This is a genomic window from Paratissierella segnis (assembly GCF_014385195.1).
Classification (GTDB): domain Bacteria; phylum Bacillota; class Clostridia; order Tissierellales; family Tissierellaceae; genus Paratissierella; species Paratissierella segnis.
Map to the genome: position 1 here is coordinate 48657 of NZ_JACRTG010000018.1, position 16052 is coordinate 64708.

Annotated in this window: 16 protein-coding genes, 1 pseudogene and 1 riboswitch; of the genes and pseudogenes, 11 read left to right on the forward strand and 6 right to left on the reverse strand. The window is 31.7% G+C overall.

Annotation, left to right across the window (positions count from 1 at the left end; translation table 11 throughout):
- Nucleotides 1-154: 154 nt before the first annotated feature.
- The 5 genes and pseudogenes from H8707_RS07220 to H8707_RS07235 all read right to left on the reverse strand — a co-directional run.
- Nucleotides 155-613, reverse strand: a pseudogene (locus tag H8707_RS07220) (transposase); the annotation flags it as partial.
- Complete coding sequence (locus tag H8707_RS15260) at nt 610-714, reverse strand: hypothetical protein (protein WP_394354652.1); 105 nt, start codon at nt 712-714, stop codon at nt 610-612. The pseudogene H8707_RS07220 and the gene H8707_RS15260, both read right to left, overlap by 4 nt.
- A gap of 11 nt (nt 715-725) precedes the next feature.
- Nucleotides 726-887 (reverse strand): hypothetical protein, encoded by a 162-nt coding sequence (locus tag H8707_RS07225; protein WP_262429467.1) that lies wholly within the window; start codon nt 885-887, stop codon nt 726-728.
- A gap of 421 nt (nt 888-1308) precedes the next feature.
- Nucleotides 1309-2046, reverse strand: a complete 738-nt coding sequence (locus tag H8707_RS07230; RefSeq protein ID WP_262429468.1) for an amidohydrolase family protein — start codon at nt 2044-2046, stop codon at nt 1309-1311.
- Nucleotides 2047-2226: 180 nt separating this feature from the next.
- Entirely contained in the window at nt 2227-3768 is a 1542-nt protein-coding gene (locus tag H8707_RS07235) for a putative polysaccharide biosynthesis protein (protein WP_262429469.1), read from the reverse strand.
- A gap of 170 nt (nt 3769-3938) precedes the next feature.
- On the opposite strand from H8707_RS07235, the gene serC reads away from it, so the two are divergent.
- Genes serC through H8707_RS07250 form a run of 3 tightly spaced genes read left to right on the forward strand, consistent with a single transcriptional unit; the run spans nt 3939 to nt 7245 of the window.
- Nucleotides 3939-5021 (forward strand): 3-phosphoserine/phosphohydroxythreonine transaminase, encoded by a 1083-nt coding sequence (gene serC, locus H8707_RS07240; RefSeq protein ID WP_262429470.1) that lies wholly within the window; start codon nt 3939-3941, stop codon nt 5019-5021.
- 27 nt (nt 5022-5048) lie between these two features.
- Entirely contained in the window at nt 5049-5954 is a 906-nt protein-coding gene (locus H8707_RS07245) for a D-2-hydroxyacid dehydrogenase (protein ID WP_262429471.1), read from the forward strand.
- A gap of 43 nt (nt 5955-5997) precedes the next feature.
- Nucleotides 5998-7245, forward strand: a complete 1248-nt coding sequence (locus H8707_RS07250) for a DUF1015 domain-containing protein (protein ID WP_262429472.1) — start codon at nt 5998-6000, stop codon at nt 7243-7245.
- Nucleotides 7246-7294: 49 nt separating this feature from the next.
- Here H8707_RS07250 and H8707_RS07255 read toward each other — a convergent pair whose 3' ends face one another.
- The gene (locus H8707_RS07255) at nt 7295-7627 is read right to left on the reverse strand and encodes a 4a-hydroxytetrahydrobiopterin dehydratase (RefSeq protein WP_262429473.1); all 333 of its coding nucleotides are present in this window, start codon (nt 7625-7627) and stop codon (nt 7295-7297) included.
- A gap of 187 nt (nt 7628-7814) precedes the next feature.
- Here H8707_RS07255 and lepB point away from each other — a divergent pair, with 187 nt between their 5' ends.
- The 8 genes from lepB (at nt 7815) to fusA (ending at nt 15840) form a co-directional block, all read left to right on the forward strand.
- A complete protein-coding gene (gene lepB, locus H8707_RS07260; protein ID WP_262429474.1) occupies nt 7815-8450 on the forward strand; it encodes a signal peptidase I in 636 nt (211 codons plus the stop codon).
- A gap of 10 nt (nt 8451-8460) precedes the next feature.
- Nucleotides 8461-8832 (forward strand): DUF2500 domain-containing protein, encoded by a 372-nt coding sequence (locus H8707_RS07265; protein ID WP_262429475.1) that lies wholly within the window; start codon nt 8461-8463, stop codon nt 8830-8832.
- Nucleotides 8832-9446 carry a DNA-3-methyladenine glycosylase gene (locus tag H8707_RS07270; protein WP_262429476.1) on the forward strand — a complete coding sequence of 205 codons (615 nt, stop codon included), beginning with the start codon at nt 8832-8834 and terminating at the stop codon, nt 9444-9446. Before H8707_RS07265 ends, H8707_RS07270 begins: the two co-directional genes overlap by 1 nt.
- Nucleotides 9447-9483: 37 nt before the next feature.
- Nucleotides 9484-10647: an AI-2E family transporter gene (locus H8707_RS07275; protein ID WP_262429477.1), complete on the forward strand. Its 1164-nt coding sequence runs from the start codon at nt 9484-9486 to the stop codon at nt 10645-10647.
- A gap of 102 nt (nt 10648-10749) precedes the next feature.
- Entirely contained in the window at nt 10750-11136 is a 387-nt protein-coding gene (locus H8707_RS07280; protein WP_262429478.1) for an RNA polymerase sigma factor, read from the forward strand.
- On the forward strand, nt 11137-12762 hold the full coding sequence (locus tag H8707_RS07285; RefSeq protein ID WP_262429479.1) for a DUF4179 domain-containing protein: 1626 nt from the start codon (nt 11137-11139) through the stop codon (nt 12760-12762). It begins immediately after the preceding gene.
- An 87-nt stretch (nt 12763-12849) separates the two neighbouring features.
- Nucleotides 12850-13542: a M48 family metallopeptidase gene (locus tag H8707_RS07290; protein ID WP_262429480.1), complete on the forward strand. Its 693-nt coding sequence runs from the start codon at nt 12850-12852 to the stop codon at nt 13540-13542.
- Between the two features lie 228 nt (nt 13543-13770).
- Complete coding sequence (gene fusA / locus H8707_RS07295) at nt 13771-15840, forward strand: elongation factor G (RefSeq protein WP_262429481.1); 2070 nt, start codon at nt 13771-13773, stop codon at nt 15838-15840.
- A gap of 126 nt (nt 15841-15966) precedes the next feature.
- Nucleotides 15967-16040: riboswitch (cyclic di-GMP riboswitch) on the forward strand.
- Nucleotides 16041-16052: the final 12 nt, after the last annotated feature.

A 16052-nucleotide genomic window follows, 5' to 3' on the forward strand; every position in this document is an offset into this window, starting at 1 on the left:
AAATTTTTTATAAAAGGATATAAAAGAAATCGGAAATATAGAATTGGGAAAGAATTTAATAAGATTTTCGTAAATTATTTATAAAGATGGTTTTCATAAGTTGAACTGACCCTTGTCAAGTAGACAATCAATTCAATTAAAAAATTTATGTACATTAGGGTACATGGTTTCTATATTCTAACGAAGCCATGCACCCTAATCTTTTTTGAAATCTTTCTTCATTATAAAATTTAATATATTCAATTATCCGTTCCCTTAAAGCTTCCAGTGTTTTGAAAGATTTACCATAATACATCTTAGTTTTTAAAGCACCAGAGAACTCCCCCATAGGCCCATTATCAATACATTTACCTACTCTAGACATACTTTGAGTCATGCCTGCTTTTTCTATCCTACTTTTAAAGATATTACTAGTATACTGAAAACCCCTGTAATTATGAAATATTGATTTAGCTTCAGGATGTTTTTTAAATGTTCTATCAAACATTTTAAATACTAATTGGTTATTATTTTTAAAGGATATTTTATATTCAATAATACTATTGTCGTATAAATCCATAATTGGATTTAAATAGAGTTTTCTATTATCTCCAGGAAGTGAAAACTCAGCTACATCTCTATACCATTATACCATTTATTAACCCAATCACTGAGCATCCCTACAGCTATATTATATTTGACAGCTAAATCTGTTGTAGAACCTTTACCAGAGATATATTCTTCAACTACTGATAATTTAAACTCTTTTGCATATGATCTATTTCTATTTGATGTTTCGAATACATCGGGGCCATATTCTTTGTATTTAAGATACCATATTCGTATTGTTCCTTTTGTTGTTCCAATCTCTTCAGCAATACTGGCAAAACTTCCATTTTCTTTTTCATAATCCTCACAAGCTTTAATATTTGCTTTCCCACTAAACTTTGATTTTCTTCCTATAAAAATACCTCCAAGTAGATAATCTAATCTTTAATTAATTAGACTGTCTATTTTGGAGGTATCATATCATAAGTCGTGAGGCCATCTTTTTCTATTTTAAATTAACATTACAATCAAGAACATTTATTATTAGGGACTAATTGCATAGTTAAATTTATAATTGTTTGATGGCAGACAAAATACTTATTATCTTAACAAATTTAATTTATTCTATTTTATGAAATTTATGTTTAATTTTGTGATTATTATTAAATAAAGCAGAAGGGTATAAAACATACATTCCATTGAATAATTTATATTCATGAGGATTAAAATAACACAGATAGTATTTTATTTAATAAATTATTGTGATTATATAAATTTTATCTATTTATTTAAATTCCATACCTTTAAAGCATTTGTTCTAAATATTTTCTCTTTGTCTTTCTCAGATAAATTCAAGTCATTAAATTTTACCATTTCAGCTTCAGCTGATTTATAAGGCCAATCTGTACCAAATAAAATTCTTTCCGAACCTAATTCTTTAATTGCCTTATTAAGAATCGGTAATTCATATTGTCCTGAAGTATCAACATATATATTATCGAGTTTTTTTGCATATTCAACACAACTGTATCCTCCATTGAACATTCCTATGTGTGCAAACACAAATATCTGTTTGGGATGCTTTTCAGCAACTAAAGCCCACTGACTAGGCATAGATAACGGAGTGCCACCGGTATGAGTGAGGATTGGTACATTATAAGGTTTGATCGCATCAATTACAGCATCTAAACTTTTTAAATTATCCGGATAATAGCCATGTTTCCAAGAGTGCATTTTTATGCCTTTCAAACCTAATTCTGATAGGCAACGATGTACCTCATAAATAGCATTTTCCTCACGTGGATTAATAACACCATAACCAATAATTCTATCAGGATATTTAGCAACACATTTTGCAATTATATCATTTAATGGCTTTGTCAGAACATTGTTAATAGTAGACAGACCACAGCGTTCAATATTAAATTTATCCATATAGGCAATTAAGTCCTCAACTGTATGAGTTGCTCCTGAGCTGCTTGTACCTAGGTGAAGATGATAATCATTAATTTTATACAAATTTTTCATCCTTTCTATTTTATACTATCCTGTGTTAATCCTCATAATTCATTATACTACAAAATACAGGATATTGTAAATTGATTTTAATGATTATCTGAAAATATTTAATATTTGTTGACGATACAATATCTACAAGTGATATAATACATTTGCGTGATGAAATAACAAGGTGTATTTTCACCTTGATTTTAAAATCCTCTTTAAAAAATCTTTTGGTATAGCTTTAGTTAAGATTAAAACAAATATATAGGATAAGCCGGCAATCATTAAACAAAAAATAAAAGCAAATAAATTTCCATTTTGAAGATGGCTCAAATCATAGGTAGTCATTTTAATATATCCAATCATAAATACAGATGCAATGAATGGCTTTCCGATTATATCGAAATAATCCAATTTTAATCTTATTACCTTTTTTAAAGTAGCTATATTCAATAATATTACAACAATATGTGATATGAAAAAGGATATAAAGTACCCATTTATGCCCAAATTGGGATTTCCAACCAAGAAATATATAAGTATTACATTCAGTATCATCATAAACAACCTATTAAAGGTCGCAGCAACATGTTTATTTAGCCCATATAAGATTCCCGATAAGATATGCTGTAATGCTAGAAGGATAGTACCATATCCCATTATATGAATATAGTCTGCCACAATAGGATCGTTGTATAAGAATATAGCTAAAGGCTTTGAAAGGAAAACGTAAACAAACATCAAAGGAACTGACATAAGGAAAGTAGCTTTGATAGCCAGTCTAATATCATTTCTCATATCGTTGTATTTTTTTAGCACCATTTGCTCCGATAGACTGGGTATGAGATTAGTAACCAAAGATGATGTAAACATAAAAGATAAACCTATTAAGGGCATTGCCATGCCATTTATTCTTCCCAAGGTAGCAATAGATTCACTTATTGTATATCCGGCCGCATTAAGTCTGGAAGGTATAAGAAGAGTATTAGAAAAGTTTAATAATACTTCCAATAAACCTGAAACTGTCAATGGAAATGATACTAGCAAAATCTTTGATAATAGCATGAAACTATTGTTATCTTTATTGGGGCTATTTATTTTGTATGTATAATGTTTCTTTTTAGAGACGTATGAAAATAGAAGGTCAAAAAATTCTCCAATACTTATTCCGAATAATGCTATCATTGTACCATGTATAGGCTCTACCGGTTTAATCAACATGAGAATTCCGATTATAATTATAAATCTTGCAAAATGTTCAATTATCTGTGCTATGCTAGGAAATATTACATTTCTCATACCGTAGAAATAAGCTCTAAAGACATTGCTTAAGGAAAGAATTATAATAGCAGGAGCTAAGGAATATACTCCATAAAGCAAGTATTCGTTTTTAAATACCTTAATTGCAATGGAGTCGGAAAAAATTAAAAGTATTGTAGCGAGAATAAGGGATACGAAAAAATTGAATACAATGGTTGATCTGTATATATTTTCGACATTTTGCTTATTGCCTTTAGAATTTTCTTCAGCAACGAGTTTAGTTATAGATGTTGGTATGCCTGATGTGGTGATAGTATTAAAAATCATTAAAGTTGAAAGCCCTATTTGAAACCATCCTATTGCCTCTGCTCCAAGAATATTTGATAATGATACATCATATACAAAATCAATTATTCTATTTACTATATTTAAAATCAACATAACTGTTGACCCATATACAAATCCGTTTTTAGTCAAGGAATCACCCCATTAAGAACTTTATTAAATTTATATGTGAAAATTAGAAGATAATGCAAAAATCATTTGAATATCAAAAGCAATGAAAAATCAAAATATTTATTAATTTCCGACTCATGTTGGGTATATATAATATAGTGTGAAAAAATCTTATATAGGGGGAGATATGAATGGATAGAATTTATAACTTTTCAGCAGGACCATCAATGCTTCCGGTGGAAGTGCTCAAAAAAGCAAGTAAAGAGATGTTAAATTACAACAATACGGGAATGTCAGTTATGGAAATGAGTCACAGAAGCAAGGTATATGGCGAAATTATAAAAGAGACGGAAAGTAGATTCAGAAAGATGATGGGTATTCCGGATAATTATAAAATTTTATTTCTTCAAGGCGGAGCAACTCTGCAATTTTCTATGGTTCCAATGAACCTTCTAACGAAAAGCGGAATGGCTGATTATGTAATTACCGGGAATTTTTCAAAAAAGGCATATGAAGAAGCTACTAAATATGGGAAAATAAACATTGCCGGCTCAACAAAGAATGAAAACTTCAGCAGAATTCCAACTCAAAAAGAACTAAATTTAGATATAAATGCAGACTATTTGCATTTATGTACAAACAACACAATCTATGGGACAACGTGGAAATACATACCGAAGACAGGAAGTGTGCCTATAGTTGCTGATATGTCATCTTGTATATTGTCAGAGCCCGTTGATGTTTCTAAATATGGGCTGATTTATGCCGGCGCACAGAAGAACATGGGACCGGCAGGACTCACAGTTGTTATAATCAGGGAGGACTTAGCAGGTAAGACATTACCGGGAACCCCTGTTATGCTTGACTATTCCATTCAGATTAAAAATGAATCCATGTACAATACTCCTCCGACATATGGGATTTATATATTAAAATTGGTATTGGAATGGCTTGAGGATTTGGGCGGATTAGAAGGAATGAAAGAAATAAATAAAAACAAGGCAAATTTGTTATATTCTTACTTGGAAGAAAGTAAATTGTTTAAATCCACAGTATCTAAAGATGACAGATCAATGATGAATGTAACCTTTATAACAGGGGATGCAGATTTGGATAGTAAATTCGCTAAAGAAGCGGAGTCAAAAGGTTTTGCAAACGTAAAGGGACACAGAGCTGTTGGAGGAATGAGGGCTTCAATATATAATGCTATGCCTACAGAGGGCGTTGAAGCATTGGTTGAATTTATGAAAGAATTTGAAATGAAAAACAGATAATCCAAGTTGATATAAGGGGGAATTGAATTGTTTAGAATATTGGTAACTGATGGTATGGAAAAGGGTGCGGTTCAAAAATTAAGGGATTTGGACTATGAAGTTGTAGAAAAATTTTATGAATTAGATGAGTTAAAGGAAAAAGTAAAAGAATTTGATTGCTTAGTTGTTAGATCTGCTACAAAAGTTAGAAAGGATATAATTGATGAAGCCCTAAAAACAAACCGACTCAAACTTATAATTAGGGGTGGAGTTGGAATCGATAATATAGATAAAGATTATGCAGAAGCCAATGGAATAAAAGTTAGAAATACCCCAAATGCTTCCAGTGTATCTGTTGCTGAGCTTACCATGGGACATATGATAAATATTGCGAGATTTTCTTTTATTTCCAATTACACAATGAGATTGGGTGAGTGGAATAAAAAACAATATAAGGGAGTAGAATTGAGCGGCAAGACATTGGGATTAATTGGCATGGGGAGAATAGCCAAAGAAGTTGCTGCAAGAGCCGGTGCTTTTGGAATGAATGTAATATATACAAATAGGAGTGGACCTAAAATGCAAATTCCATATAAATATGTTAGCTTCGATGAGTTGTTGGGAAATTCCGATTTTATTTCACTTCATATACCGTCAACATCCGATGGAAAATATCTGTTAAGTAAGGATGAATTTTCAAAGATGAAAGACGGAGTATATATAATCAATACTGCCAGAGGAAAGCTTATAGATGAAGCGGCTTTGCTTGAAGCCTTGGATTCGGGGAAGGTTGCTGCAGCAGGATTAGATGTATTTGAAACCGAGCCAGTAAAAAATGAAAAACTCTATACACATGAGAGAATATCTTTGACTCCTCATATAGCAGGATCTACAAAAGAAGCTCAAGAGAAAATAGGTGAAGAAATTGTAGAAATTATTAAGAAAACGTTATGATAAAAGCATTGCCATGTAAATTTTTCTAAAAGAGGTGGGATAGATGGTAAATATTAGAACTTTCAAGGCGGTAAGACCAAGACATGATTTAACAGAGAAAGTAGCTGCCCTTCCATATGATGTGTTGAGTTCAGAAGAAGCCAAGGAGCTTGTAAAGGATAATCCCTATTCATTTTTACACATTGATAAAGCAGAAATAGACCTAGAAGAGGACATTGATATATATGATGAAAGGGTATATAAAAAAGCAAAAGAAAATTTGGATACTTTCATAGAAAAAAGTATTCTGGATAAAGACAAAAAAGAATCCCTTTATATTTATGAACAAAAAATGAATGAAAACAAGCAAACCGGATTAGTTGCTTGTGCTTCAATAGATGATTATATTGAAAATAAAATTAAGAAACATGAATTTACAAGAGAGGATAAGGAAATAGACCGGATAAAACATGTTGATACTACAAATGCCAATACAGGACCAATTTTTTTGACTTACCCTTATAAAATGGAAATCATCAAGGTTATTGAGGACTATAAAAAGAACAATACAACTATATTTGATTTCATATCTGATGATGGGGTTGCGCATATAGGATGGAAAATTGAAGAGGATGAAATTATTGAGAAATTAATAAATCTTTTCAAGAATGTGGATTCTCTTTATATTGCAGATGGGCACCATAGGGCAGCATCAGCTGTAAAGGTGGGATTAAATAGGAGGAATGCAAATCCGCATTATACTGGCAACGAGGAGTTTAATTATTTCTTAGCAGTGCTATTTCCAAGCAATCAACTTGAAATAATGGATTATAATAGAGTTGTTAAAGATTTAAATGGCTATAAAAGTGAGGAGTTTTTGAAAAAGATAAGCGAAAACTTTATTGTTGAAGAATATATGGGAGATGGGTCTTTTAAGCCAAGAGAGAAACATGAATTTGGTATGTATCTTGACACTAAATGGTATATACTTACTGCAAAGGAAAACTTAATTGATGAAAAAAACCCTCTGAAAGGATTAGATGTTTCTATACTGCAAGATTATTTATTAGATCCTATACTGGGTATAACTGATCCAAGAACTTGTGATAGGATTGATTTTATAGGGGGAATCAGGGGTTTAGGTGAACTCGAGAATAGAGTGGATGAAGGAATGAGGGCGGCGTTTTCTATGTATCCAACTAGTATCAATGATTTAATTGATATAGCAGATAAAGGAGAGGTAATGCCTCCCAAATCAACTTGGTTTGAACCAAAACTAAGAAGTGGATTGTTTATTCATGAATTGGATTGATAACAATCGGATTTAAAGATAAGGAGGCCTCAGGCCTCCTTAAAATACTTTATTTTATTATTTTATCTATTTTTGCAGCCATTATAAAGTCATTTTCGTGGAGTCCATTAATCTTATGAGTCCATAGATAGATAATTACCTTACCCCAAGCAAGATATATATCAGGGTGATGGCCCTCGGCTTCTGCCAGTTCTCCTACCTTATTTGTAAAGTCCAGTGCTTCCTTGAAATTCTTAAATTTATAGGTTTTTTCAATTTTTTTGTCTTCAATTACTTTCCAGCCGTTTTGTAAATTCTCAAGATATTCATCTATTTCATCAGGGCTCAAAGGTATGTCTCCTATACTGCAAGGGATACATTTTTTCTCTAATAAGCTTTCCATATTGCACCTCCAATATATTTGTATATCATATTATTTATTATATACTATATACTATATACCCTAAATATTGTAAGGATATATCTATTAAATGTAATATAAATTATAGATTATAAGACGAAAAATTATGGTATAATTAGTTCATTAATATTTACTTAAAGTTTATTACATAAGAGGAGGGCATTTTTATATGCTATTTAAAGTAACAAAAAGAAGAAAAAGATTCTCTTTTCTAAAAGAAATCTTTGAGTGGTTATTTGCTGTGGTATTTGCATTTATAATAGCTTTATTTATTGTTTCCAATATTGGTTCATTAACTCAGGTCAAAGAACAATCAATGGAGCCGACCTTTTTAGAAAATGATAGGGTGATTATAAATAAGATAGGATATATCTTAGGCAAACCAAAAAGGGGTGACGTAGTAATACTAAGCAAAGTAAACACTGAAAAAGGATTATTTGTCAATATGAGAAATGAATTTAATGATATCAAGGATAATATAAGCTACAGATTTACAGGTGTCATTAAGAAAAATAATTTGATAAAAAGAGTCATAGGAATCCCCGGTGATGAGCTTGATATTAGGGATGGAGCAGTATATATAAATGGAAAATTAGAAGAAGGTTATACTTTCAAAGGAGAAACATTTGAAGAGTCAAACTTGAAGTTTCCTTTGGAGGTACCGGAAAACAAAGTCTTTGTTTTAGGCGACAATAGGGAATATAGTCTGGATAGCAGATCCATTGGATTTATAGATTATAATCAAATAAAAGGCAAAGCTTTTTTTAGATTTTTTCCATTTAGTAGAGTTGGATTGATTAAATAGGGGGGATATTATGGACATGTTTTCGGTTACAAATTTTGTAGATTTTATATTTCCTTTGTTTTTCCTATTATTCTTTGGAATAATAATATATAGGATTATACAAGGCGCAAGGGAATGGAATTCTAATAATAAGCAACCTATTTTAAATGTTGATGCAAAAATAGTATCCAAAAGAGCTCATAATTCTGTAGATACTCACAATCATAATGGGCATGTTAGCAGCTCTACTGATACCACTTATTATGTAACATTTGAGGTGCAAAGCGGAGACAGATTGGAATTTAAAGTACCATCAAAAGAATATGGCATGCTTGTAGAAGGAGATAGGGGAAATTTAATATTCCAAGGTACTAGATATCATGGATTTGATAGGGAGATTTGATGAGACTAAAGGAAAATTTTTATGAAAGGAACACTATATTAGTGACTAGGGATTTACTTGGCAAGGTTCTAGTCTATAAAGAAAATGACAAAATTTATAGAGGTATAATTGTAGAGACGGAAGCCTATATAAATGCCAAAGACGAAGGAGCTCATTTCAATAAGGGTTTGACCAATAGAACAAGGATTATAGATGAGGCAGGGGGACATATCTATATATATACGATTTACGGAATGTACCTTTGCTTCAATATAGTTACTGAAATGAAGGGCACTCTCGGAGCAGTGCTAATCAGAGCTCTGGAGCCTATAGATGGCATAGAGTATATGTATGAGAATAGATATAAGAAACCTTATAAAAATCCTTCCAAAAAAGAAATAATCAATTTAACCAATGGACCTGCGAAATTTGTTATGGCTTTTAATATTAAAAAGGAAGGATTATATGGAGCTTATTTGGTAAATGATGAGAGAATATGGGTTGAAGATGCTCCTACAATACCTAAAGAGCAAATTGTTAAGACCAAGAGAGTCAATATAGACTACGCAGAAAAGGGAAAAGATTATTTATTGAGATATTATATTAAGGATAATCCTTTTGTTTCGAAAAGGTGATATCTTAGCTATCAAATATATCGGAGGATAATATTATATGAAAGTAAATTGGAATACTAAATATACCACCATTGCCGTTTATACTTTTATAGTATTAGCGTTGAGTACTGTTTTTTATCTAATTGCATCTGAAGTTAATGTCTTTAGGATACAGGTCAGTCAGTATTTGAGCATCTTGCAACCATTTATTATTGGGTTGTCTTTGGCTTATCTAATAAATTTTATCCTAGAGTTTGTCGAAGTTAGATTAATTGATAAATTATTTAAGAAAAAGATGAAAGAGAATGTTAAAAGGATATTAAGTCTCTTTGTGACATATGCAATTGTTATATTTCTTGTTTTTTTATTTTTAAATTTTGTTTTACCTCAATTAATTTCATCTATTGTTGGACTTGCAACCGACATACCTAGTTATTTTGCAAATATAAGCAAAATAGTATTAAAATATACCAACCAATTGAACATTCGTGAGGAATATTATAGCTTGATTGTTGAAAAATGGAATGAATTTGTTAACTATATAATAAATTTTGCAACGGATTTAATTCCTAAATTCGGTAATGTGTTAAAAAACATATTTTCAAGCATTTGGAATATTGCTCTTGGAGTTATAGTTTCAATCTATTTACTCATTGAGAAGGAAAAGTTTTTAGCATTATGCAGGAAAATTACTTTTTCAATGTTTAGTGAGGAAAGAGCCAATAGATTGATGGAGTTAACGAGAAGGGGAGATACCATATTTGGACGATTTTTAGGGGGAAAGATAGTAGATTCTACTATTATAGGCATACTTACATTTATAGTTCTTAAAATATTTAAAATGCCGTATGTTACATTGGTATCTTTTATAGTAGGAATTACAAACATCATACCTTTCTTTGGACCGTTTATTGGGGCTGTACCATCGTTCTTTATTATATTGTTCGTATCCCCTACTAAGGCACTTTGGTTTTTACTCATCATATTTATAATACAACAGATAGATGGAAATATAATCGGACCAAAGATACTAGGAGATTCATTAGGAATATCCGCATTTTGGATTTTGTTCTCATTGCTTGTGGCAGGAAAGTTTTTAGGCTTTATTGGACTTGTGATTGGAGTACCCCTATTTGTGTTTGTTTACTCAATAATTAAAGACATAGTGGAAAATAGATTAAAGAAAAAGGGATTACCCATTGAAACAAAAGAATATTATTAAAATAAATATACTGAAGGTGTCATTATCTAATTAGATGGCACTTTTTTTGTGCAATCGGGAACTTTATGTTATATTTATTCATCTAATTAGTGAGAGGAGGGGATGAAGATAATCAAGCTTGAAGATATATTTCAAAACACCATATTAAAAGTATATGAAAACATTTCAAGCCTTAAAGAAATTAAGTATTTTGAAACATGGTTTATATCTATCCTCATAAATGAATGCAGGCAAAATCTTAGAAACAGAAAAGGAGAAGTCTTACAAGAAGAAATAATACTTAAGAACACTTACAATGATAATTATGAATTTTTCCAAGAGATAAATTCAATTGATGACATTTATAAGGAAGTCATCGTTTTAAAATATATATCCGGATATAGCCAAGAGGAGATATCAAAAATACTTAACATCCCCTTAGGAACTGTTAAATCCAGAATTTATAGAGGTTTAAGGGATCTTAAAATTCTACTTAAGGAGGTAGAGTAAATGGATTGTAAAGAAGTAATGGAGAAATTGATTGATTATATGGACGGAGAATTGGATAGGGATGAAGAAGCTGAGATAAACATGCATTTAAATAGCTGCATTGGTTGCAAAAAAGAATATGACGAATATAAATCAACAATAGATTATTTAATAGATAATTCAAAAAAAGTAGATACAAATAAAGATATAAAATTGGACGTAAAAGCAGCTAAAAATAAGCCTATTAGAAGAATTACAAGGACAGGATTTATAGCAATAGCATTGTCTCTAATCTTTGTAGTGACCGTATTTGCCGCAGATATATTTGGATTTATTGAAGATTGGAAGAAATCAAGTGAAAAACCAATGGGTGCATGGGAAGAACTAATTGAAAATAATGTAGGTCAAAAGCTGGATATATCAACAATAGATAAGGATATAAAGATTACTGCCGAAGGCGTAATAGCGGATGAAGTAAACACCATCATTCTCTTAAAGATAGAGGATTTAACCGGGAATGAAAGATATGTTCCTGATATGTTTGGCAGAGGAGAGGAGAATCGGTCTATATTGTTGAGCGGAAATATATCCGATGTGGAACATTATAATGATGGTATTCCTCCGATTTGGAGGAATACACCTCTATATTCAGAGGAAGAAAATACCGTAAAATTAATGATAAGTACAAATCCCATATCGAAGGATGAAGGAGATATAGGGATACACATAAATAGATTAACACGTTTTTTTTCTCCTGATATAGCAAGAATAGAAGATAGGGAAGTAATCCATGGGAATTGGGATATTTCCATTCCCGTTAAACAAATTGAGTCTAAAACGTATATGGTAAATAAGGATATTGATTTAGATGGAAATAAGCTCACTATCAACAAAGTAATATTGGCTCCCACAACAACAGTTATTGACTATACCCTAGAAAAATTTAATAAAAAAGAAGATTATTTAATAGGAGATATAACATTTTTGGTGAAATCGGGTTTTAAAACATACGAAAGATCCGAATTGAGTTATAGCTTAAACGGAATAGATTATGATTATGGTTCTAAAGATGGCGATTTTCATATCCAAAGTCTTTATCTCAAAGATCCAAAGGATATAGACTTAATAGTAAATACCTATGATTATAAAAAAAGGGGATATGATATATACAATATAGATTACGACAATCTGCCTCAGACAATTGATTACAAGGGAAATAAAATTATAATAGAAGAGATGATAAAAGAAGATGATGGCATAAGCCTTATTATAAAAGAAGATGACAGTAAGGATAGAGAGTATTGTGAAACGGGATTTTACTTTAATATCATTGGTCCTAAAACGATTGTTGATGATGGTAAAAAGATAACTTTCAAACATTCTTATACCTCCTATTCTACTGATATTGACTTTGAAACAAGGGATTCAAAGGGGAAAAGGGTGGATTTAAGCAAAGAAGAGAGTTGGAAGGATGAATTTTATCACTATACTTTTAAACATAAATTAACGATAAATGAGGATGACCTCATTAGAATGGGAATGGATGAGAAAGACGTAGATAATTATCTTAAACCAAGACATCTTTATGTAGAAGGGCCATATTATATAAAATTTCCAAATTTAAAAACAAATATTAAATTGAAGTAGTGGATGGCCACTACTTTTTTCTTTATGAATAAAGGGAGAATTATTGTATAATATTATTAACAGAGTAAGTTTATAAAGGAGAGTAGTATGTCAACTATTATTGTTAATGATATAGAGATAGAAGTAACGAGAAAAAACATTAAAAACATACATCTATCGGTTCATCCTCCAGATGGGAAGGCAAAGATTTCTTCTCCAATATATGTAAATGATGATGCCTTAAGGTTATTTGTCCTATCTAAAATCGACTGGCTGCAAAATCAAATATTTAGATTCAAAAGTTTAGAGAAAATTAAAGAAATTGATTATACAACAGGGGAGATTCATTATTTTTTTGGGAAACCCTACTCGTTGAATGTAATTGAAATAGATAAAGGATCAACTAAAGCTGAACTTAGAAACAAAAAAAATATTGATTTGTATGTGAAGAAGGGTTCGTCTAAAGAGCAAAGAGAAAAGATCATGAAGGAATGGTATAGAAAGGAATTGAAAGAGGAGATTCCACCTTTAATAGAAAAATGGGAGGAAATAATAGGAGAAAAGGTCGAGGGTTTTGGTGTAAAACAGATGAGAACAAGATGGGGTACCTGCAATACTAAGGATAGAAGAATATGGATAAATTTAGAGCTTTCAAAGAAAGCCCCCCATTGTTTGGAATATGTTGTAGTGCACGAAATAATGCATTTAGTAGAGAGAGGGCATGGACCGTTTTTTCAAAGGTTAATGGACCAATTCTATCCAAATTGGAGAGATATAAAACAGGAATTAAACAGGATATAATTCAAAGTTCACGATGCACAATTGAGAGAGGTCAAGCTATAGGTTTTAAGCACTTTTTAATTGTTAAGTTAAAATAATACTTTGATATTAGAATATTTTCATGATATAATCAAAAAGTGTATCGAACGGTGCTTTTGGATATAATACAATGGCAAAATTAAGAAGTTTCAGAGCAAATAAGGATTTTAAATCTTTAAATAATAATGTTGGTTAGGGGGAAAAGGTATAATGAAAACATATCAAACCGATGAAATTAGGAATATCGCTTTACTGGGGCACTCAGGCAGTGGTAAGACAACATTAACTGAAGCAGTATTATTTTCAACAGGTGTTACAAAAAGGCAAGGCAGAGTAGATGACGGCAATACAGTATCTGATTTTGATAAAGAGGAAATCGCTCGTAAGGTTTCCATAGGAATGACTGTTGTGCCGACGGAATTAAGTGACATTAAATTTAATATCATGGATACTCCCGGGTATTTTGATTTCGTTGGAGAAACCTATGGTGCTTTAAGAGCAAGTGAAGGCGCAGTATTACTGATTGATGCCTCTTCAGGAATCGAAGTAGGTGCCGAAAAAGCTTGGAAGATTCTTGAAAAACACAATAAACCGAGAATAATCTTTGCCAATAAAATGGATAAGGATAATGTTCAATTCGGTAAGTTATTAAGTGAACTAAAGGAAAAGTTTGGCGATAAAATCGTACCGTTTGCATTGCCAATAGGTCAATCCAATGATTTTAAGGGCTTTGCATGCGTTATCACCGGCAAAGCTTATGAATATGATGGAAATGTAAGAAAAGAAATAAGTTTAACTGATGAACTAGCATCTGAGATTGAAGAAATAAGAGAAGGTTTGATGGAAAAAGTAGCAGAATCTGATGAAGAATTGATGGAGAAGTATTTTGAAGGGGAAGAATTTACTCCCGATGAAATATCAAAGGGTTTAAAGATTGCTATATCACAGGGCGATTTAGTACCTCTAATAGTTGGGTCTGCGGAAAAAACAATGGGGTGTGATTTTCTTTTGGAAGTTGTGGAAAGATATATTCCATCACCTGCAGAAGTAGGTTCTATTAAAGCAATTAAGGATGAAAAGGAAATAGAAATAAAAGTAGATTCAAAAGAGCCTTTTTCAGCAATCATTTTCAAGACTATAGCGGATCCCTTTGTTGGTAAATTATCCATATTTAAGGTTTTAACCGGTAAAATAACAAAGGATATGGAAATTTATAATCCAAATAAGGAAAGGTCAGAGAAACTTGGCGGACTTTTTGTGTTAAGAGGAAAAAATCAAATAGAAGTTCAGGAAGTATTAGCGGGGGATATTGCTGCTACATCTAAATTGCAATATACTCAAACCGGAGATAGTATAACGGATAAAAATTTTGGAATTGAGTATTCGAGAATAGAGTATCCGCAGCCAACTTTATTTTTAACTGTTGAACCAAAGACTAAAGGTGATGAAGAGAAGATAGGCACTTCATTACAAAGACTGACAGAAGAGGACCCTACATTTGTTCTGGAAAGGAATTCAGAAACAAAAGAGCTTTTAATCGGCGGGCAGGGGAATATGCAATTGGCTGTTATTGTAGATAAGTTAAAGAATAGATTTGGTGTGGATGTAGTCCTTAAAAGCCCAAAGATTGCATATAGAGAAACCATTAAAGGGACTTCATCCGTTCAGGGAAAACATAAGAAACAATCCGGTGGGGCAGGTCAATATGGTGATGTCCATATAAGGTTTGAACCTACTACTGAGGATTTTATTTTCGAAGAAGAAGTCTTTGGCGGCGCAGTCCCAAGAAACTTCTTTCCTGCAGTTGAAAAAGGAATTCGAGAATCTTTGGACCATGGAGTGCTTGCCGGATATCCGGTTGTAAATGTGAAAGCAGTTTTGTTTGATGGATCATATCATCCGGTTGACTCAAACGAAATGGCATTTAAGATTGCTGCATCTTTGGCATTTAAAAAGGGTATAGAAGCTGCTAAACCTATATTATTGGAACCTATAGTTAAAGTTCAAATTAATATCCCGGAAGATTATATGGGAGATGTAATGGGAGATATGAACAAACGCAGAGGTAGGATATTGGGCATGGAACAGCAAGCAGACGGTTCTCAAATTGTAATAGCTGAGGCACCTCACGCAGAAATGTTTGAATATGCAATAGATTTAAGATCAATGACGCAGGCCAGAGGAAGTTTCACAATGGAATTTGTAAGGTATGAAGAAGTACCAAGCAATATCGCAGAAAAAATAATTGCTGAAGCTAAAGCAGAAAAAGAAAATAATTAATTATTTCGTACCCAACCTAAAACTTCAGGTTGGGTATTTTTAGTAAATTAAAAAAAATACTTTATTTTTGTATTAAAAAATGTTATTATATAAGCAAGAGAAGCTACATCTTTAATGTAAACTGTAAAACGATAAAGGCAAACTTAGGGAAACCTAAGGACGCAAAACTAAAGGGCCTGAAATGGCAGCCAGTTACCGAAAGGAGAGTTTAT

Bases quoted from the DNA above. Each gene is read 5' to 3' on its own strand.
- H8707_RS07225 (WP_262429467.1), bottom strand. From the start codon at position 887: ATGAAAAAGAAAATGGAAGTTTTGCCAGTATTGCTGAAGAGATTGGAA.
- serC (WP_262429470.1), top strand. From the start codon at position 3,939: ATGGATAGAATTTATAACTTTTCAGCAGGACCATCAATGCTTCCGGTG.
- H8707_RS07250 (WP_262429472.1), top strand. From the start codon at position 5,998: ATGGTAAATATTAGAACTTTCAAGGCGGTAAGACCAAGACATGATTTA.
- H8707_RS07255 (WP_262429473.1), bottom strand. From the start codon at position 7,627: ATGGAAAGCTTATTAGAGAAAAAATGTATCCCTTGCAGTATAGGAGAC.
- lepB (WP_262429474.1), top strand. From the start codon at position 7,815: ATGCTATTTAAAGTAACAAAAAGAAGAAAAAGATTCTCTTTTCTAAAA.
- H8707_RS07265 (WP_262429475.1), top strand. From the start codon at position 8,461: ATGGACATGTTTTCGGTTACAAATTTTGTAGATTTTATATTTCCTTTG.
- H8707_RS07270 (WP_262429476.1), top strand. From the start codon at position 8,832: ATGAGACTAAAGGAAAATTTTTATGAAAGGAACACTATATTAGTGACT.
- H8707_RS07275 (WP_262429477.1), top strand. From the start codon at position 9,484: ATGAAAGTAAATTGGAATACTAAATATACCACCATTGCCGTTTATACT.
- H8707_RS07280 (WP_262429478.1), top strand. From the start codon at position 10,750: ATGAAGATAATCAAGCTTGAAGATATATTTCAAAACACCATATTAAAA.
- H8707_RS07285 (WP_262429479.1), top strand. From the start codon at position 11,137: ATGGATTGTAAAGAAGTAATGGAGAAATTGATTGATTATATGGACGGA.
- H8707_RS07290 (WP_262429480.1), top strand. From the start codon at position 12,850: ATGTCAACTATTATTGTTAATGATATAGAGATAGAAGTAACGAGAAAA.
- fusA (WP_262429481.1), top strand. From the start codon at position 13,771: ATGAAAACATATCAAACCGATGAAATTAGGAATATCGCTTTACTGGGG.